This is a genomic window from Rhizobium sp. CB3090 (genome assembly GCF_029714285.1).
GTDB lineage: Bacteria > Pseudomonadota > Alphaproteobacteria > Rhizobiales > Rhizobiaceae > Rhizobium.
In genome coordinates this window covers 959,792-979,207 of record NZ_CP121662.1, presented here as the reverse complement: position 1 = coordinate 979,207, position 19,416 = coordinate 959,792, and the positions used below count along the sequence as shown (strand labels likewise).

18 protein-coding genes are annotated in these 19,416 nt (G+C 59.0%); 2 read left to right on the top strand and 16 right to left on the bottom strand.

Features of this window, described 5'->3' with window-relative positions; translation table 11 throughout:
• The first annotated feature begins 99 nt into the window (after positions 1–99).
• Together QA646_RS04760 and QA646_RS04755 are read left to right on the top strand one after the other, a co-directional pair.
• A complete protein-coding gene (locus QA646_RS04760; RefSeq protein WP_283057896.1) occupies positions 100–687 on the top strand; it encodes a hypothetical protein in 588 nt (195 codons plus the stop codon).
• Positions 688–774: 87 nt separating this feature from the next.
• Positions 775–1,242 (top strand): DUF5680 domain-containing protein, encoded by a 468-nt coding sequence (locus tag QA646_RS04755; protein ID WP_283057895.1) that lies wholly within the window; start codon positions 775–777, stop codon positions 1,240–1,242.
• Between the two features lie 8 nt (positions 1,243–1,250).
• On the opposite strand, the gene QA646_RS04750 is transcribed toward QA646_RS04755, so the two are convergent.
• The 16 genes from QA646_RS04750 to QA646_RS04675 all read right to left on the bottom strand — a co-directional run bounded on the left by QA646_RS04750 (position 1,251) and on the right by QA646_RS04675 (position 19,411).
• Positions 1,251–1,934, bottom strand: coding sequence for an ABC transporter ATP-binding protein (locus QA646_RS04750; RefSeq protein WP_283058968.1), 684 nt, complete (start codon positions 1,932–1,934; stop codon positions 1,251–1,253).
• 15 nt (positions 1,935–1,949) lie between these two features.
• The gene (locus tag QA646_RS04745) at positions 1,950–3,260 is read right to left on the bottom strand and encodes a lipoprotein-releasing ABC transporter permease subunit (protein WP_283057892.1); all 1,311 of its coding nucleotides are present in this window, start codon (positions 3,258–3,260) and stop codon (positions 1,950–1,952) included.
• A 22-nt stretch (positions 3,261–3,282) separates the two neighbouring features.
• Complete coding sequence (gene proS / locus QA646_RS04740) at positions 3,283–4,605, bottom strand: proline--tRNA ligase (RefSeq protein ID WP_283057890.1); 1,323 nt, start codon at positions 4,603–4,605, stop codon at positions 3,283–3,285.
• Positions 4,606–5,243: 638 nt separating this feature from the next.
• Complete coding sequence (locus tag QA646_RS04735; protein ID WP_283057889.1) at positions 5,244–5,522, bottom strand: DUF1467 family protein; 279 nt, start codon at positions 5,520–5,522, stop codon at positions 5,244–5,246.
• Positions 5,523–5,786: 264 nt separating this feature from the next.
• Complete coding sequence (gene mce, locus QA646_RS04730) at positions 5,787–6,200, bottom strand: methylmalonyl-CoA epimerase (protein ID WP_283057887.1); 414 nt, start codon at positions 6,198–6,200, stop codon at positions 5,787–5,789.
• 31 nt (positions 6,201–6,231) lie between these two features.
• A complete protein-coding gene (locus QA646_RS04725) occupies positions 6,232–7,908 on the bottom strand; it encodes a ribonuclease J (protein WP_283057885.1) in 1,677 nt (558 codons plus the stop codon).
• Positions 7,909–7,921: 13 nt separating this feature from the next.
• Positions 7,922–8,689, bottom strand: a complete 768-nt coding sequence (locus tag QA646_RS04720; RefSeq protein ID WP_283057882.1) for a biotin--[acetyl-CoA-carboxylase] ligase — start codon at positions 8,687–8,689, stop codon at positions 7,922–7,924.
• Positions 8,689–10,131, bottom strand: a complete 1,443-nt coding sequence (gene nuoN / locus QA646_RS04715) for an NADH-quinone oxidoreductase subunit NuoN (protein WP_283057881.1) — start codon at positions 10,129–10,131, stop codon at positions 8,689–8,691. Before nuoN ends, QA646_RS04720 begins: the two co-directional genes overlap by 1 nt.
• 18 nt (positions 10,132–10,149) lie before the next feature.
• Entirely contained in the window at positions 10,150–11,661 is a 1,512-nt protein-coding gene (locus QA646_RS04710) for an NADH-quinone oxidoreductase subunit M (RefSeq protein WP_283057880.1), read from the bottom strand.
• Entirely contained in the window at positions 11,661–13,655 is a 1,995-nt protein-coding gene (gene nuoL / locus QA646_RS04705; RefSeq protein WP_283057879.1) for an NADH-quinone oxidoreductase subunit L, read from the bottom strand. Before nuoL ends, QA646_RS04710 begins: the two co-directional genes overlap by 1 nt.
• A gap of 7 nt (positions 13,656–13,662) precedes the next feature.
• Complete coding sequence (gene nuoK / locus QA646_RS04700) at positions 13,663–13,971, bottom strand: NADH-quinone oxidoreductase subunit NuoK (RefSeq protein ID WP_004122490.1); 309 nt, start codon at positions 13,969–13,971, stop codon at positions 13,663–13,665.
• Positions 13,972–14,002: 31 nt separating this feature from the next.
• Entirely contained in the window at positions 14,003–14,617 is a 615-nt protein-coding gene (locus QA646_RS04695) for an NADH-quinone oxidoreductase subunit J (RefSeq protein WP_283057878.1), read from the bottom strand.
• A 150-nt stretch (positions 14,618–14,767) separates the two neighbouring features.
• On the bottom strand, positions 14,768–15,259 hold the full coding sequence (nuoI, locus tag QA646_RS04690; RefSeq protein ID WP_283057877.1) for an NADH-quinone oxidoreductase subunit NuoI: 492 nt from the start codon (positions 15,257–15,259) through the stop codon (positions 14,768–14,770).
• A 39-nt stretch (positions 15,260–15,298) separates the two neighbouring features.
• On the bottom strand, positions 15,299–16,342 hold the full coding sequence (gene nuoH / locus QA646_RS04685) for an NADH-quinone oxidoreductase subunit NuoH (protein ID WP_283057876.1): 1,044 nt from the start codon (positions 16,340–16,342) through the stop codon (positions 15,299–15,301).
• A gap of 12 nt (positions 16,343–16,354) precedes the next feature.
• Complete coding sequence (gene nuoG, locus QA646_RS04680; protein WP_283057875.1) at positions 16,355–18,436, bottom strand: NADH-quinone oxidoreductase subunit NuoG; 2,082 nt, start codon at positions 18,434–18,436, stop codon at positions 16,355–16,357.
• A 246-nt stretch (positions 18,437–18,682) separates the two neighbouring features.
• Complete coding sequence (locus tag QA646_RS04675; protein ID WP_283058967.1) at positions 18,683–19,411, bottom strand: 5' DNA nuclease; 729 nt, start codon at positions 19,409–19,411, stop codon at positions 18,683–18,685.
• Positions 19,412–19,416: the final 5 nt, after the last annotated feature.

Genomic DNA, 19,416 nt, shown 5'->3' with positions numbered 1-19,416 from the left:
TCAATAGCTGCATCAATAAATTTCATCATCGATGTTTTGGAGCGTATCGATGGACGAAGACACAACCCTGGGCTATGAAACCGCAGAGGGAAGATCACGATGAAATCACTTGCCTGCGCTCTCATTCTACTTTCGGTGACATCGGCGGCTCATGCCGAAAATACCATTGCGCCCGACCGCATCATCGACGCGGCGGTCGGCGACTGGAACAAGGACGGTAAGCCGGACCTCGCATTGCTGGTATTGGCCCCGCCAGACGACGAGACCGCGATCGGCATCTACATTTATCTCCGCGACAAAGAACATCAGCTGCTCAAGCTGCTGGCCGCCGCGCCCGATAAGGTATGGGGCCGCGGCGAGCCGGGCGGTATCTTCGGCCAGGAGCCGTCGATCGCGGCTATGCCGAACGGTTCGATCGCCGTTATGTCTCAGAACGACGCGATTGGGCGCGATCGCTGGCATCAGACGCTCACCCTCGCCTTCCGCAACAACGCCTTTGTCGTTGCCGGCTTCACCTATGACTACCGAGACAATCTCGATCCTGATGGCAGCTATAGCTGCGACTACAATGTCCTGACCGGCAAGGCGACGAAGGGCGGCAAGGACCTTAAGGCCGAAGCCAAAACCATCAAGATCGAGGATTGGAACGACGACATCGGTCACAAAGGTTGCGGGGAAAACCCGTAGTGGCTCCCTTTGTTTGTTCTCTATTTGTTCTTTACTTGTACCGATACTCATGGCATTTTGATCCCTCATCATGATTGGAGGGGGCCCATGCCGGATCTTGCCGAGCTGAACGATTTTATTGTTGCTGCCAAGGCAGAAACCTATGTCGGCGATGGCGAGAGACTGCCGTCCTGTCGTAGCGGTTCGCATGATATCGGCTATGCCAGCGGCCGCTGGCGGTATCTCGACAGCTATTTCGGCGGCACGGATTTCGCCGGACAGGAGCTGATCTGGCTCGATGACGAACCGGTCTGGGCGATGAATTATTTCGGACGGATCGTCGAGCGTGATCTGATCGACGCAACGGCCGCAGGGATGGTCATCAAGGCGGCGCTGATGCGGCTCTACCTTGATGAGAAACGCTTTCTCGGCGGCTACGAATTCGCTCACTCATTCGGCCACTATGTCGATCGCAGCACCGGTGGCTGCGACCATTTTATCGGCCATGAGGTCATTCTAGTGAATGGGCGCAAGGCGTATGAACTGGATTATCGCGGCGGGCTGATCGTCCCTTAATGACACCTTCAGAATTCGACGACCTTGCCATCGTGGATCGTCACGCGACGGTCCATGCGTGCCGCCAGCTCATGATTGTGCGTGGCGATCAGCGCCGCAAGCCCGGACTGGCGCACCAGCGCCTCAAGCGCGTCGAAGACGTAATGCGCCGTATCGGGATCGAGGTTGCCGGTCGGCTCGTCGGCCAAAAGCACCAGCGGCGCGTTGGCAACGGCGCGGGCGATGGCAACGCGCTGTTGCTCGCCGCCGGAAAGCTCGGCCGGGCGGTGATCGGCGCGGTGGCCGATGCGCATATAGTCGAGAAGTTGGGCAGCGCGGGCGCTCGCCTCTTTCTTGGAGAGGCCGGAAATCAACTGCGGCATCATGATGTTTTCCAGCGCGGAAAACTCAGGCAGCAGATGATGGAACTGATAGACGAAACCGATCTCGCTGCGACGGACGGCTGTACGCTTTTCATCGGATAGTCCCTCGCAGGCGTGGCCATTGATCGTCACCTCGCCGCCATCGGGATGCTCGAGGAGGCCAGCAACATGCAGAAGCGTCGACTTGCCTGTTCCCGACGGCGCAACCAGCGCAACGATCTCACCGCTGGTCAGGGCGAAATCGACGCCCTTCAGGATCGACAGCCGCGTTTCGCCCTGCCCGTAATGACGCTCCACGCCCGTGAGCTGGAGAACGACGTTGCGCTTGATCAAATGTGGAATTCCTTATTCGTACCGTAGCGCCTGCACCGGATCGAGCCGCGAGGCACGCCAGGCCGGAAAGATCGTGGCGAGGAAGGACAGCGTCAGCGCCATCACGATCACCGAGAGAGTCTCGCCGAGATTCATTTCCGCCGGCAACTTGCTGAGGAAGTAGACCTCGGGATTGAAGATCACGGTGCCGGATATCCAGGAGAAGAACTGACGGATGGATTCGATGTTGAGGCAGACGACGACGCCAAGCGCGACGCCGGCGACGGTGCCGACCACGCCGATCGCAGCGCCAGTCATGAAGAAGATGCGCATGATCGCCCCCGATGTCGCGCCCATGGTCCGCAATATGGCGATATCGCTTCCCTTGTCCTTCACCAGCATGATCAGGCCGGAAATGATATTGAGCGCCGCGACGATGACGATCAGCGTCAGAATCATGAACATGGTATTGCGCTCGACCTGCAGCGCCGAGAAAAAGGTCTCGTTCACCTGTCGCCAGTCGGTCAGGAAGACCTGCCGTCCCGCCGCCGCTTCGATCTTCGGCCTCAGCGCGTCGACGTCATCCGGATTGCTGACGAAGAGTTCGATCTTCTCGACGATCCCCTCGACATTGAAAAAGAGCTGCGCCTCCTCCAGGGGCATGAAGATCACGGAGGAATCATACTCCGACATGCCGACTTCGAAGATGCCGGAGATCGTATAGGCTTTGACGCGCGGATTGACCCCGAAGGGCGTCACGTCGCCGTCCGGCGCAGTCAGTGTAATCTGGTCGCCGACCGTCAGACCCAGTTGCCGTGCCAGGCGCGAACCGACCAAAACGCCCTGGCCGGCGGTGAAGCCTACCATGTCGCCGTTGACGATGTGGTCCGAAACGGTTTTGAGCTTGGTGAGATCTTCGGACCGGATGCCGCGCACGAGCGCTCCAGTACCGGAACCGCCGCGCCCGGAAGCTAGCGTCTCGCCTTCGACCAACGGCAGGGCCATGGTGACACCAGGGACGGCGGCGAGTCTCTGCGCCAGAGCGGCATAATCATTCAGCGGCGAATCTACAGGCTGGACAACGATATGGCCATTGAAGCCGAGAATCTGTTTGAAGAGTTCGGCGCGAAAACCGTTCATGACTGCCATGACGATGATCAATGCCGCGACGCCGAGCATGATGCCGACCAAAGAGAAGCCGGCGATGACCGAGATCGATGCCTCCTTGCGCCGGGCGCGCAGATAACGCCAGGCGACAAGCCGTTCGAAGCCGGAGAACGGACGCGATGACGGGCCGGTTTTGAAAGCCTTGTCCTGCTGCTTCACTGCCGCCTCTGCCGCCATTCGCTTCTCATCCTATCGTTTATCAGCCAGCCAGCCGATTGATCGCCGCTTCGATGGTCATCGTTTCGCGAGCGCCGGTCTTACGGTCCTTGACTTCCACTTCGCCGTTCGCGACCGAACGCGGCCCGACGATGATCTGCATGGGCACGCCGATCAGATCGGCAGTAGCAAATTTCGTTCCGGCGCGATCATCCGTATCGTCGAGCAGGACGTCCTTGCCGGCCTTCGAGAGCGCCGCATAGATCGTCTCGCAAGCCGCGTCGCAGGCCTGATCGCCAGCCTTCATATTGATCCCGACGGCATCAAACGGTGCGACCGAGGCCGGCCAGATAATTCCGTTCTCGTCATGCGATGCCTCGATGATGGCGGGAACAAGGCGTGTCGGACCAATACCGTAAGAACCCATGTGGACGGCGTGCTCCTTGCCGTCAGGTCCCTGCACTTTCGCGCCCATGGGCTCGGAATATTTGGTGCCGAAATAGAAGATATGGCCGACCTCGATGCCACGGGCCGAGAGGCGCTCGCCTTCCGGAATGGCTTTGAAGGCCGTCTCGTCGTGCATCTCGGAGGTTGCCGCATAAACCGACGTCCATTTGTCGAAGATGGCTTTCATGCCTGCGACGTCATCAAAGTTCGTGTCTTCCGCGGGGATGTCGAAATTGACGAAATCCCGGTGGCAGAAGACCTCGGATTCGCCGGTGTCGGCGAGAATGATGAATTCATGACTGAGATTGCCGCCGATGGGGCCGGTGTCAGCGCGCATCGGAATGGCTCTTAGGCCCAGTCGATTGAAAGTGCGCAGATAGGCGGCGAACATCTTGTTATAGGAGTGTACGGCCTCCTCGAGCGTCAAATCGAAGGAATAGGCATCCTTCATCATGAACTCGCGCGAGCGCATGGTGCCGAAGCGCGGGCGGATCTCGTCGCGAAACTTCAATTGGATATGATAGAGGTTCAACGGCAGGTCCTTGTAGGACTTGACGTAAGAACGGAAGATGTCGGTGACCATCTCCTCATTGGTCGGGCCATAGAGCATCGGGCGCTCCTGACGGTCCTGGATACGCAGCATCTCCTTGCCGTAGGCGTCATAGCGGCCGCTTTCCTGCCAGAGCTCGGCAGACTGCAACGTCGGCATCAAGAGCTCGATGGCGCCGGCACGGTTCTGCTCTTGGCGGATGATATTGTTGACCTTGTCGAGAACACGCTTGCCCAGCGGCAGCCAGGAATAGATGCCTTGCGATTGCTGGCGGATCATGCCAGCACGCAGCATCAGCCGATGAGAAACAATTTCAGCCTCTTTAGGGTTTTCCTTCAGAATGGGCATGAAGTAACGAGACAGACGCATGGGCTTATTCCAGATGGTTTGACGTTCCGCACCAGCGGAATCGTTAGAAATTAACTTCTGGAGGCGTTCATAACTGCTTCGGCGCAGGAAAGAAACCCGCATTTAGCGCGAGTAAACCTAGCGAACACCACCAGCGCGAGCGAACCTCATATGTTTCTATGAATTCGAAAAAATGCACATTTATAAGGATTTGACGGAAAAATCTGTCAACAGAAAAATTCTGCGCGACTGTAGCAAAAATGCAAAAAAACAGATGACAAAGCTCAATCTTTGAGCTAATTTTAGCTCACAAAAGAGGCAAGAAGGTTAATTCTTGTCGTTTCGCGGTCAAGTCTTGGGAGGATCAGATCTTAGGCGCGCTCGTTCGCAGCCCCGGCAACGGATAAGGATCACGCGATACTTAAAAACAAGGCTTATAGCCTTGTTTTTTTTTGCTTTTCTATTTCATTTCATCGTCAGCTTTTTAAGCGGGAAGGCTTTGAAGTCTTGTCGAACCGCAGCCAAGCTAAACGCAACTGGATAATCGCCGTTGCGCAGCCTCTTTGCCTCAGACAAATGACAATAGTATGACGAATTGCAGGCTATTCAATAAGCGCATGATATTCGTCTAAAAGTTGCATATAATTTTGAAATAAACGTCAGCCGCCGTAGCGTGGAATAATCGGCGGGATCGAGTTAAAGCCGAAACCCAGATAGTGCGAGCTGATATACCATGCGGCGTAGATCACGCCGGATACCAGCGTCGTGATCAGTACCACCCTCAAACCGCGGAATTTCGTCGGCGCGCTTTCGATTGTGCCGAGGACCACGTGATTGTCTTCGGCTTGGGTGCGCAAACCAAACGGCAGGACGGCGAAGAGCGTGATCCACCAGATAACGAAATAGACGGCGCAAGTCGCAAAAATCTGCTGGGCCATTATGCTCCCTTCGAGACAGGCCGCAAAGCGCCTGCCCTCTCCTCATTCTAAAGCTCGTCGCGATCTTTCAGATTCGCTCCCATGCTTTAGCTCTTTGTTTTTGCATGCCGTTCTCGCAAAACCGCGGCACACTTTTGCGCGACATGCATCAGTCATCTTATAGAACCAAAGCTCCCGCGTTTCAAAGCGCCGCTCAGCGCTCTAATGTCACACGGCAGCAGCGCTTTTGGATATGCGCGGGCTTTTCCTTATATCCACTCCGATCTAAGGGGATGTGCTCTGCTCAAGTTCGATGAGAGTCCCGAAAAAGTCCTTCGGGTGCAGGAAAAGCACCGGCTTGCCATGGGCGCCGATCTTCGGCTCGCCGTTGCCAAGCACGCGAGCGCCGGCGTCGACAAGCCGGTCACGTGCGGCCAGCAGATCGTCCACCTCGTAGCAAATATGGTGCATGCCGCCGTCAGGGTTCTTCGCGAGGAAAGCCGATATCGGCGAGGCGTCGCCGAGCGGTTCCAACAGCTCTACCTTAGTGTTCGGCAAGTCGACGAAAACGACGGTAACACCGTGTTCTGGCAAGGCCTGCGGCGCCGACACCTTGGCGCCGAGCGTGTCACGATAGATGGCGGATGCGGCGGCGATATCAGGGACGGCAATCGCGATGTGATTGATGCGCCCGAGCATGGCTCTCCCTCCTCCCCAACCGGATGGTAACCTATTGCCCGGTCACGCGCGTGACAAACACCGTCACGACTGGCTTCTTACCCCAGCCATGGTTGGCAGTGGCGCGCACGGCGCGACGCACGGCCTCCTGCAGCATGTCGATATCCTTGCGGCGAGCGCGCGGGATGCTTTCGATGGCGCTGACAACGGCGTCGAAGAGCGTGTCTTCCATATCCTCGCCCTCATCGTCATAGGCCGGCAGGCCGATTGCAACGAGATCGGGATCGCCGACGATATCATAACGCGCATCGAGCACGACATTCACGGCGACATGGCCAACATAGGAGAGCTTCTTACGCTCGCCGATGCCCATCTCGTCGAAATCGCCGATCAGCGTGCCATCCTTGAAGATACGGCCGTGCGGCGCCTCGCCGATCACCTCGACCGGCCCCGGAGCCAGCCGCAATATGTCGCCATTGCGAACCCGCGGCACAATGGAAATGCCGGATTGTTCGGCCAGCTCCTTATGGGCGGTCAGATGCGTTGCTTCGCCGTGCACCGGCACCACGACCTTCGGCCGCGTCCATTCATACATTCTCTGCAGCTCGTTACGACGCGGATGGCCAGAGACGTGGACTAATGCTTCGGCATCTGTCACCACATGCACGCCCTGTTCAGTGAGGCCATTCTTGATATCCTGAATGGCCTTCTCATTGCCGGGAATGGCGCGCGATGAGAAAACGACGATGTCGCCGGCAGCAAGCGCGACGTTGCGCATTTCGTCACGCGAAAGCTTGGCAAGCGCAGCGCGCGGCTCGCCCTGGCTGCCGGTCAGGATGACGACGACCTTGTCGCGCGGGATATAGCCATATTCGTCTTCGGCGATGAACGGCTTGATTCCCTCCATGATGCCGATGTCACGGGCGACGTCGACGACGCGCTTCAGCGAACTACCGAGCAGCAATATCTCGCGGCCTGCGGCCTCGGCGGCCTCGGCGATGGTGCGGATACGGCCGACATTCGAGGAGAAAGTGGTGATCGCCACCCGGCCCTCGGCATCCTCGATGATCTTGCGCAGGCTTTCGGAAACATCCTTTTCCGAGGGCGAGACACCATCGCGCAACGCATTGGTGGAATCGCACATAAGCGCCAGCACGCCTTCATCACCGAGCTGGCGGAACCGCGCCTCGTCGGTCACAGGCCCGAGCGAGGGCTCATGATCGATCTTCCAGTCGCCCGTGTGGATGACATTGCCAACCGGCGTGCGGATCATCAGCGACATTGGTTCTGGAATCGAGTGATTGACACCGACGCCTTCGATGCTGAACGGGCCGACATTGATACGATCGCCGGCCTTGAACGGCGTGATCGGGATTTCGCCCATCGACTTCTCATAGTCGCGCTTGGCTTCCAGCAGACCGGCAGTGAAGGCCGACGCATAGACCGGGACGTTCAGGCCCGGCCAGAGATCGTTCAGTGCACCATAGTGATCCTCATGCGCATGCGTGATGATGATGCCCTTGAGATTCTTGCGTTCCTTGGCAAGGAAACGGATGTCGGGAAGCACGAGATCGACACCCGGCAGGTCCGGCCCCGGAAAGGTGACGCCGCAATCGACCATGATCCACTGGCGATGCTCGGGCGCGCCATAGCCGTAAAGCGCGAGGTTCATGCCGATCTCGCCGACGCCGCCGAGTGGCAAAAACACCAGTTCGTCTTGGTTTGCCATATCTATCTTTTACCTACGATCTGAAAAAAACGTCGCCCGCGGCGATCGGCAAAATCTTGCCGTCACCGGTATCGAGCATCAACAAGCCATTATCATCGATTCCGGTAAAATGGCCGGAAATCGAACGGTCCGGCAGGTTTACGGTGATCTTTTCACCGATGCCGCAGGCAACCTCGCGCCAACGTGCGGTCACCTCCCGAATGCCTTTGCCGCTATTCCAGACCGCCAACGCCTCGGCCATGGACGCATAGAGATGCGCAAACAGTTCTTCCGGCGAAACTGCCGAGCCATGCTCATGCAGGCAGGTGACCGGATAGAGCGGATTTTCCGGCTTGACGGCAATATTGATGCCAATGCCGATCACCAGTGCATAGCGTCCATCGGCAAGCGCCTCTCCCTCGATCAGAATGCCGCAGGTCTTCTTGCGGCCGATCAAGATATCGTTCGGCCACTTGACCTCCACAGGCTCTGCAGCCAGCGGCAGCACGCCGCGCACCGCCTGGTGCACGCCAATTGCCACAGCCAGCGGCAGGGAGCCGAGGCGATCCATCGGAGCCGGATCGATCAGAAGAAGGGAAGCATAGAGATTGCCGCGTTCGGACACCCAAGGGCGCCCGCGGCGCCCGCGACCGCCTGTCTGACGATCCGCAGTCACCCAGAGATTGCCGGCATCGCCTGCCCGCGCCCGCGCCAGGCATTCGCTGTTGGTCGACGCAGTCTCTGAAAGGGCATCGTGCCGGAAGTCGGCGAGCGACTTCCGGCTGTTCATGTCAGACGCCATCAAAACAGCGTTGCGGCGGCAAGATCGGCCGCACCGCCGATAGCGCCGCCGAACAAGACGTAGGTGACGACGAAGAGACCCGAAAGGCCGAAGACCAAACGCAACGAACCGGCCGTGCGGGTGAACTCGTCCTTGGCTTCATCGAACCACATCACCTTGATTACGCGCAGATAATAATAGGCGCCGACGACGGATGCGAGAACACCGATGATGGCGAGCGCATAGAGATGAGCCTGGATGGCGGCGACGAAGACGAAGTACTTTCCGAAGAAGCCGGCGAGCGGCGGGATGCCGGCAAGCGAGAACATCAGCGCCGTCAGCACGACCGCCATGAACGGATTGGTCGAGGAAAGACCGGCGAGGTCGTCGATGTTTTCCACCTGGCGGCCGTCCTTGCGGCGCATCGCCATGATGATCGCGAAGGAGCCGAGCGTCATGACCATGTAGATGACCATGTAAAGCATGACACCGGAAACGCCGGTCTTGTTGCCGGCGGCAAGGCCGACCAGCGCATAGCCCATGTGACCGATGGAGGAATAAGCCATCAGTCGCTTGAAGTTGCGCTGGCCGATTGCGGCGAAGGCGCCGAGCAGCATCGATGCGATCGAGATGAAGACGATGATCTGCTGCCAGTCGGCAAGCACCGGATGAAAAGCGGTGACGACGATACGAGTCAGGATCGCCATGGCCGCGACCTTCGGGGCACCAGCGAAGAAGGCGGTGACCGGGGTCGGCGCACCTTCATAGACGTCCGGCGTCCACATGTGGAACGGCACAGCGGAGATCTTGAAGGCGAGGCCCGCGAGAACGAAGACCAGACCGAAGACAAGGCCGAGCGAGCGCGTTTCGGCGCTGAGCGCCGCAGCAATCGCATCGAAGGTCGTGTGGCCGGTGAAGCCATAGACCAGCGACATGCCATAGAGCAGCATGCCCGAAGACAACGCACCGAGCACGAAATACTTCAGACCGGCTTCCGTCGACTTGACGCTGTCGCGGTTGATGGCAGCAACGACATAGAGCGCCAGAGACTGCAGCTCGAGCGACAGGTAAAGCGAGATCAGGTCATGCGCCGAGATCATCAGCAGGATGCCGAGGGTCGCCAGCAGCAGCAGCACGGGAAATTCGAAACGATCGAGCTGCTGCTCGCGCGCATGTCCCATGCTCAGGAACATGGCGACGATCGAGCCCACCAGGGCAACGACCTTCATGAAACGCGAGAAGCCGTCAGCGAGATAGGCGCCGCCATAGGCCAAGCCTTCGCCGGGCACGAAGATGATCCAGAGACCGGCCACCGCGAGAACCGCAATGGCAAGACCGGTGACCGTCGGTCCCGACCGTTCGCCTGCAAAGACGCCGATCATGAGCAGCACAAGCGCACCGACCGCGAGGATAAGCTCCGGGATGGAAAGATGCAGGCTTGCAAGAATTGTGTCAGCAGTCATGTCGAATAAGTCCCGTCATCAATTCATCGACAGCGCAACATTCTGCGCGGCGTGCAGGGCTGCGGTGTAGTTGTTTACGAGCAGATCAACCGAAGCGGCCGTCGCATCGAAGATCGGAGCCGGATAGACGCCGAAGAAGATCGTCAGCGCGATCAGCGGATAAAGGATGAGCTGTTCGCGGGGCGACAGATCCAGCAGCTTCTTGAGGTTTTCCTTTTCCAGCGCGCCGAAGATGACGCGGCGATAGAGCCAAAGCGCGTAAGCGGCTGAAAGAATGACGCCGGTGGCAGCGAACAATGCAACCCAGGTGTTGGCGCGGAAGACGCCGATCAGGGTCAGAAATTCGCCGATGAAGCCGGAGGTGCCGGGCAGACCGACATTGGCCATGGTAAAGACCATCATCGCGACGGCATATTTCGGCATGTTATTGACGAGGCCGCCATAGGCCGCGATCTCGCGGGTATGGGTGCGGTCATAAATCACGCCGACGCAAAGGAAGAGCGCGCCGGAGACGATGCCGTGCGACAGCATCTGGAAGATCGCGCCCTGAACGCCCTGCTGGTTGGCCGCGAAGATGCCCATGGTGACATAGCCCATATGCGCGACCGAAGAGTAGGCGATCAGCTTCTTCATGTCTTCCTGCATCATCGCCACCAGCGAGGTGTAGATGATGGCGATCACCGAGAGGGCATAGACGAGTGGCGCGAAATATTCCGACGCGTTCGGGAACATGCCGATCGAGAACCGGATCAGACCATAGCCACCAAGCTTCAGAAGAATACCGGCAAGGATGACCGAACCCGCCGTCGGCGCCTGAACGTGCGCGTCGGGCAGCCAGGTGTGCACAGGCCACATCGGCATCTTCACTGCGAAGGAGGCGAAGAAAGCCAGCCATAGCCATGTCTGCATCTGCGCCGGGAATTTGTAGGCGAGCAGCGTCGGAATATCCGTCGTGCCGGCCTGCCAGTACATCGCCATGATGGCGAGCAGCATCAGCACCGAGCCGAGCAGCGTATAGAGGAAGAACTTATAGCTGGCGTAAACGCGATCCCTGCCGCCCCAAACGCCGATGATCAGGAACATCGGGATGAGACCGGCTTCGAAGAAGACGTAGAACAGCACGATATCCAGCGACGTGAAGACGCCAACCATCATCGTCTCGAGGACGAGGAAGGCGATCATGTAATCCTTCAGGCGCTTCTCTACGGAGAGCCAGCTTGCCAGCACGCAGAAGGGCATCAGGAAGGTCGTCAGGATGACGAACAGCATGGAAATGCCGTCGACGCCCATATGATAGCTGATGCCGGAGCTGAGCCAGTCATGCTTCTCGATCATCTGGAAGCCCGGATTGGCATTGTCGAAGCCAATCCAGACGAAGAGCGACACGACGAATGTGAAGATCGTGGTCAGCAGCGATACGTTCAGGATGTTGCGACGGCCATTGGGTCCGTCATCCCGCATGAACAGCAGGAGAAGGACGCCCACCAGCGGCAGGAAGGTGACCGTTGAAAGAATAGGCCAATCGGTCATCAGAGGGAACTCCCGAGCATCATCCAGGTAACGAGGGCCGCAATGCCGAGCAGCATCGCGAAGGCATAGTGATAAAGATAACCGGTCTGCAGGCGAACGACGCGGTTGGTGACATCGACGACGCGGGCTGCGACACCATTCGGGCCGAGCGTATCGATGACCCCGATATCGCCCTTCTGCCAGAGGAAGCGACCGAGCGCCTTGGCGGTACGAACGAAGAGGAAGTCATAGAGCTCGTCGAAGTACCATTTGTTCAAGAGGAACTCATAGAGAACGCGATGCTGCCGTGCGAGAACCTTCGGGGTCTCCGGCGACTTGATGTACATGTACCAGGCCAGCACGAAGCCGAGCAGCATGGCGATGAACGGGCTGATGCTCACCCAAGCCGGAACATGTTCCATCTCTTCGAAGATATGGTTGGTCGGCAATGTGAACAGCGCAGTCTTCCAGAACTCGCCATAGGCCTCGCCAACGAAATCGCTTCTGAAGACCATGCCGGCGATGAGAGCCCCAAGGCCCAGCAGATAGAGCGGGATCAGCATGACGTTCGGCGATTCATGCACGTGATGCATGACCTCGTGCGAAGCGCGAGGCTTGCCGAAGAAGGTCATGAACATCAGGCGCCAGGAATAGAAGCTGGTGAACAGTGCTGCGATGACCAGAAGCGTAAACGCGAAACCAGCGACTGTACTGTGCGAAGCATAGGCAGCCTCGATGATCGCATCCTTCGAAATAAAGCCGGCAAAACCGATATGCGTGAAGGGAATGCCAACGCCGGTGATCGCCACCGTACCGACAAACATCATCCAGAAGGTCTTGTTGATGTGCGGATAAAGACCGCCCATGTGACGCATGTCCTGCTCGCCGTCGACGGCGTGAATGACCGAGCCGGCACCGAGGAACAGCAGAGCCTTGAAGAAGGCGTGCGTGAACAGGTGGAAGATGGCCGCCCCATAAGCGCCGACGCCGAGTGCGACGAACATATAACCGAGCTGCGAACAGGTCGAATAGGCGATGACGCGCTTGATATCGTTCTGCACCAGACCGACCGTCGCAGCGAAGAAAGCGGTGATCGCACCGATGACGGTAACGAAGGTCAGGGCGTCAGGCGAAAGTTCGAAGATCGGCGACATGCGGGCGACGAGGAAGACACCGGCGGTAACCATGGTCGCGGCATGGATGAGCGCCGACACCGGGGTCGGGCCTTCCATAGCGTCCGGCAGCCAGGTGTGCAGCAGGAACTGTGCCGACTTACCCATGGCGCCCATGAAGAGCAGCAGGCAGACGCCGGTCAGCGCATGTGCACGATCAAGATGCATGCCGAAAAGGTTGAGCACGATATCGCCCGGCTGACCGCCCTGCCCTGCGGCAAAGCTCTGGGCATTGCCGAAGATGACGTCGAAGTTGATCGAGCCGAAGAGAACGAAGACGCCGGCGATACCGAGCACGAAACCGAAGTCGCCGACGCGGTTGACGATGAAGGCCTTGATCGCAGCCGCGGACGCCGAAGGCTTCTTGAACCAGAAACCGATGAGCAGATAGGAGGCCAGACCGACGCCTTCCCAGCCGAAGAACATCTGGGCGAGGTTGTCGGATGTCACCAGCATCAGCATGGCGAAGGTGAAGAGCGAGAGATAGGCGAAGAAACGCGGACGATGCGGATCGTGATGCATGTACCCGATCGAATAGACGTGAACTAAGGTTGAAACCGTATTCACGACGATCAGCATCACCGAGGTCAGCGTATCGATGCGCAGCGTCCAAGAGACGTCGATGCCGCCGGACTGGATCCAGCGCAGCACTTCCACCTTGATCGGACCGTCGGTGTGGCCGAGCGCGACCGTGAAGAAAACGATCCAGGACAAAACCGCGGCGATGATCATCAAGCCGCTGGTCACGTATTCCGAAGCCTTGGCACCGATCCCGCGGCCGAACAGGCCGGCAATGATTGCGCCGATCAGGGGAAGAAAGACGATAGCCTTATATAAAAACATAGCTGTATCAGCCCTTCATCACGTTGACGTCTTCGACTGCGATGGAACCGCGGTTACGGTAGAAGACGACGAGAATTGCAAGACCGATGGCCGCTTCGGCAGCGGCGACGGTCAGAATGAACAGAGCGAAGACCTGGCCGACGATATCGTTGAGGAACGACGAGAAGGCGACCATATTGATGTTGACCGCAAGCAGGATGAGCTCGATCGACATCAGGATGATGATGACGTTCTTGCGGTTCAGGAAGATACCGAAAACGCCGAGCACGAAAAGGATGGCGCTGACCGTCAGGTAGTGGGAAAGTCCGATGACCATATTCTTGTTCCTTTGACCCTCGTGCCGCGCCTTAGACGCCCTGCCCCGGCTTGACTTTGACCACCTCGACGGCGGTCGCGGGCGTGCGGGCGACCTGTTGCGGAATGCTCTGGCGCCGGACGTGAGTGCGATGCCGCAGCGTCAGCACGATCGCGCCGATCATCGCGACCAGAAGCACAAGACCGGCGATCTCGAAGAAGTAAACGTAGTTGGTATAGAGCACGTCGCCGAGTGCGGCGGTGTTCGTGCGGGTCGTTATCGCCGGGATCGGCATGGCGACCGACTTGGCGACAACAGGCGAAATCACGCTGCCACCGATGACGACGATCAGCTCGGCGGCAAGGATGATCCCGATCAGCGCGCCGATCGGCGCATATTCCAGAATGCCTGCCCTGAGCTCGGAGAAGTCGATATCGAGCATCATGACGACGAAAAGGAAGAGAACCGCGACGGCGCCGACATAGACGACCAGCAGGATCATCGCCAGGAATTCCGCCCCCATCAGGAGGAAGAGGCCGGCGGCATTAAAGAAGACCAGGATGAGGAACAGGACCGAATGGACCGGATTCCGCGCCGAGATAACCATGAACGCCGACGCCACCGCGACAAAGGCGAAGATATAGAAAAAAAGAGCCTGCAGACCCATGTTGGTGCCTTTTTCGTCTTCCCCCGGGCAGCCGGGAGTGTCCCTGCCCGATGGGACTTGGCTGGACAAATGTCCGGCAAAGCCCCGGTCTCTATTCCACCGCGACGGCGACAATCTCGGCCGCCCGTCACGGCATATTCAAAATTCCGCTCAGCGGTACGGCGAGTCCATCGCGATGTTGCGCGCGATTTCGCGTTCCCAGCGGTCGCCATTTTCCAGAAGCCGCGCTTTGTCGAAATAAAGTTCTTCGCGGGTCTCGGTGGCGAATTCGAAGTTCGGCCCTTCGACAATAGCGTCGACCGGGCAAGCCTCCTGGCAGAAGCCGCAATAGATGCACTTCACCATATCGATGTCGTAACGTACCGTGCGGCGGGTGCCGTCGTTGCGGCGCGGCCCGGCTTCGATGGTGATGGCCTGAGCGGGACAGATGGCTTCGCAAAGCTTGCAGGCGATGCAACGCTCTTCACCGTTCGGATAACGGCGCAGCGCATGTTCGCCGCGGAAGCGCGGGCTGACCGGCCCCTTTTCGAAGGGATAATTGATCGTCGCCTTCTGCTTGAAGAAATAGCGCATCGACAAAAAGAATGCTCCGACGAATTCCTTGAGGAACAGCGAGCTGACGGCGTTGGAAAATCCGGCCATCTTAACCTCCAAATCTGCTTGAAGCGAGGAACGACATCATCATGCCCATCCCGTCAGCTTCAGCACGAATGCAACGATAATGACCATGGCAAGCGACAGCGGCAGGAACACCTTCCAGCCGAGACGCATGAGCTGGTCGTAGCGGTAGCGCGGCACGAACGCCTTGACCATCGCGAACATGAAGAAGACGAGGCACGACTTCAGCAGGAACCAGATGATGCCCGGGACCCAGTTGAGGATCCAGATATCGACCGGCGGCAGCCAGCCGCCGAGGAAAAGTATCGTGGTCAGCGAGCACATCAGAACGACGGCGGCATATTCGCCGAGCATGAACATCATATACGGCGAGGAACCGTATTCGACCATGAAGCCGGCAACCAGTTCCGATTCCGCTTCCGGAAGGTCGAATGGCGGACGATTCGTTTCAGCGAGCGCCGAAATGAAGAACACGATGAACATCGGGAACAGCGACAGCCAGTGCCAGTCGAGGAACGAGTTCGGCAGGCCGAGCTTGGTGCCGAGGCCGGTCTGCTGCGACATGACGATATCGGTCAGGTTCAGCGAGCCGACGCAGAGCAGCACGGTAACGATGACGAAACCGATCGAGACTTCGTAGGACACCATCTGCGCTGCGGAACGCAGCGCCCCGAGGAACGGATACTTCGAGTTCGAAGCCCAGCCGCCCATGATGATGCCGTACACTTCGAGCGAAGAAATCGCCAGAATGTAGAGAATGCCAACATTGATGTCAGCGATGACCCAGCCATGCGCCACTGGCACGACGGCCCAGGTGGAGAGCGCCAGGACCACCGAGACGAGCGGGGCCAGCAGGAAGACGGTCTTGTTGGCGCCGGCCGGAATGATCGGCTCCTTGACCATGAACTTCAGCAGGTCGGCGAAGGACTGGAACAGGCCGAAGGGACCGACGACGTTCGGGCCGCGGCGCAACTGAACCGCCGCCCAGATCTTGCGGTCGGCAAGAAGGATATAAGCGATGAAGATCAGCAGGCAGACCAGGAGCAGCAGGGACTGACCGATGATAATCAGCGCCGGCCAAAGATAGGTCGAAACGAATGAATCCATAGTCCTCTGCCCTTACTCTGCCGCAGCCTGGAAATTGTTGCGGGCCAATGCCGAGCACTCGGCCATGACGGCAGAGGCACGCGCTATCGGGTTCGTCAAATAGAAGTCTTTGATCGGCGAAGCAAACCCGGATTTGCCCATCGCGCCGGCTTTTTTCGCGAGTGCGACAATTTGGGCGCTATCGCCTTCTGCGATCTCGTCGATGCCGGCGAAATGCGGGAACGCGGCATAGAGCTTGGAGCGCAATTCTCTCAGCGAATCAAAGGGAAGCCTCTTGCCGAGCACATCGGAAAGGGCACGGATGATGGCCCAGTCCTCGCGGGCGTCACCCGGCGCGAAACCGGCGCGATTGCCCATCTGAACGCGGCCTTCGGTATTGACCCAGGTGCCCGACTTTTCGGTGTAGGTGGCGGCCGGAAGAATGACGTCGGCATTGTGCGCGCCGTTGTCGCCGTGCGACCCGATGTAGACGGTGAACTTCGCGCCTTTGCGGGTGAAGTCGAGTTCATCGGCGCCCAGCAGGAACAGAACGTCCATCGAGGACAGCATCGCCGCAGCATTGACGCCCTTTGCGCCCGGTACGAAGCCGAGATCGAGGCCGCCGACGCGGGAAGCTGCCGCATGCAGCACGGCAAAGCCGTTCCAGCCGTCCTTCACGACACCGACAGCGGCAGCGAGCTTGGCGGCATTCGCCAGCACTTCAGCGCCGTCTTCGCGAATGAGCGCGCCCTGGCCGATGATGATCATCGGCTTTTGCGCATTCTTCAGAACGTCGGCGAAGGCGTGAGACCCGCTGACGACATCGGCCAGCGTATCCGGACCGGCGCCGAGATAGTCGTAGGAGTAACGCAGGTCGGCATGTTCGCCGATCACGCCGATCGGGAACTTGCCCTTGCGCCAGCGCTTGCGGATGCGCGAATTCAACACGGCCGCTTCGAAACGCGGCACAGCACCGATGATCAGCAGCGCATCGGCAGCTTCGATGCCCTCGATGGTGGGATTGAAGATGTAGCTTGCGCGGCCAAGCGACGGATCAAGCGCCGTCCCGTCCTGGCGACAGTCGAGATTTTCCGATCCCAGCGATTTCAGCAGCTCCGAGAGCGCGTACATTTCCTCGACGGAAGCGAGATCGCCGGCAATCGCGCCGATCTTGTCGCCACTGGTCGCGGCAACTGCGGACTTGATGGCGGCAAAGGCATCGCTCCAGGTCGCGGCCTGCAGGCGGCCGTCCTTGCGGACATAGGGCTTGTCCAGGCGCTGCGTCTTCAGGCCGTCCCAGATGAAGCGGGTCTTGTCGGAGATCCACTCTTCGTTGATCTGCTCGTTGACGCGCGGCAGGATACGCATGACTTCGCGGCCGCGGGTGTCGACGCGGATGGCCGAGCCGAGAGCGTCCATGACGTCGATCGATTCGGTTTTATTCAGTTCCCACGGACGGGCCGTGAAGGCGAAGGGCTTCGAGGTGAGCGCGCCGACCGGGCAAAGGTCGACGACATTGCCCTGCAACTCGGAGGTCATCGCCTGCTCGAGATAGGTGGTGATTTCAGCATCTTCACCGCGGCCGATCAGGCCGAGTTCGGAAATGCCGGCGACTTCCGTCGTGAAGCGGACGCAGCGCGTGCAGTGGATGCAGCGGTTCATCACGGTCTTGACGAGCGGGCCGATATATTTGTCTTCGACGGCGCGCTTGTCTTCCTGATAGCGCGAACTATCGATGCCGAAGGCCATGGCCTGGTCTTGCAAGTCGCATTCGCCGCCCTGGTCGCAGATCGGGCAATCCAGCGGATGATTGATCAGCAGGAATTCCATCACGCCTTCGCGGGCCTTCTTGACCATCGGCGTGTTGGTGAAAACTTCCGGAAGCTCACCGTTCGGGCCGCCGCGGATGTCGCGCACGCCCATTGCGCAAGAAGCCTGCGGCTTCGGCGGACCGCCCTTCACCTCGACGAGGCACATACGGCAATTGCCGGCCACCGACAGTCGTTCATGGAAGCAGAAGCGCGGGACTTCGGCGCCGGCTTCCTCGCACGCCTGGATAAGCGTGTAGTGATCCGGAACTTCGATCTCTTTACCGTCAATCTTCAGTTTTGCCATCGTCCACTCAGTCCTATATCACGTCCGCCGCCCAACCTGGCCACAGACAATTTCATGATCGCAATACCGTCTCGCCACCGGCACGGCACTCGAGCCGCGTGGCACCGGTCTTGCTCACAATCTCCTTGCCGAAACTTGCCCCCACAAGATCAGCATACCGGCTGAAACATCTCAGGCCCCGCCCGCAAGATGCCCACCGCCTTATTCACACACTTCGGCCGCTTGGGGCGCAGCCGAAGAAAATTCTCAACTCCGGCCTTTCGGCTGCAGCGCCCTCGCCTGGCCAACCCAATCGTCGCGTCGGATACGGCCGTCGCAACCGAGTTCCGCATCGATCCGCTCGACATCTGCCTCGTTCCAGGCGGCGATATCGGCAAAGCGCAGAATGCCGCGTCCGTTCAGAACCTGCTCCAACTTCGGACCGACGCCCGAAATTCGCTTCAGGTCATCGGTCTTCGCAGCAGCTTTGCGGCTGCGCGCAGGCGCCGTGCTCGGCTTTGCCGCAACCGGCTCCGCGGCAACGACCTTGACCTTGGCACGCGCTTTGGCAGGCGTCTTTACCGGCTCCGCTTTCACTGCGGCAGGTTTCGGCTCGACCTTCTTCACCTCTGCCGGGGTCGCTTTAACCGGCTTGACAGCAGGCGATGCCTTCACCGGCGTCGCCTCGCGTACCCCATCGCCCTTTGTCGGCAGCTCTTCCTCAACAGCGTCATTGTTCTTCTCGTCCAGCGACCCGGCAAGCTTGTTCGTCGCCTCGACTGCGCCTTGCAGCGCGCCGAAGAAGGCACCGGCCATTTGCGACGAGAACCCGAACCCAATCGCAGTCGCCGCCGCAAATGCAGCAGCCGGATGTGCCATTAGCGGATTGATCGACAAGACCGGCGAATTCCGCAGCATATCCGCAGCGATACGGCCGAGATCGGCCGATGCATCGGCCGCTCCGCTGTTCTGCCTTGTATCCGCGGTCTTCGCCATCATAG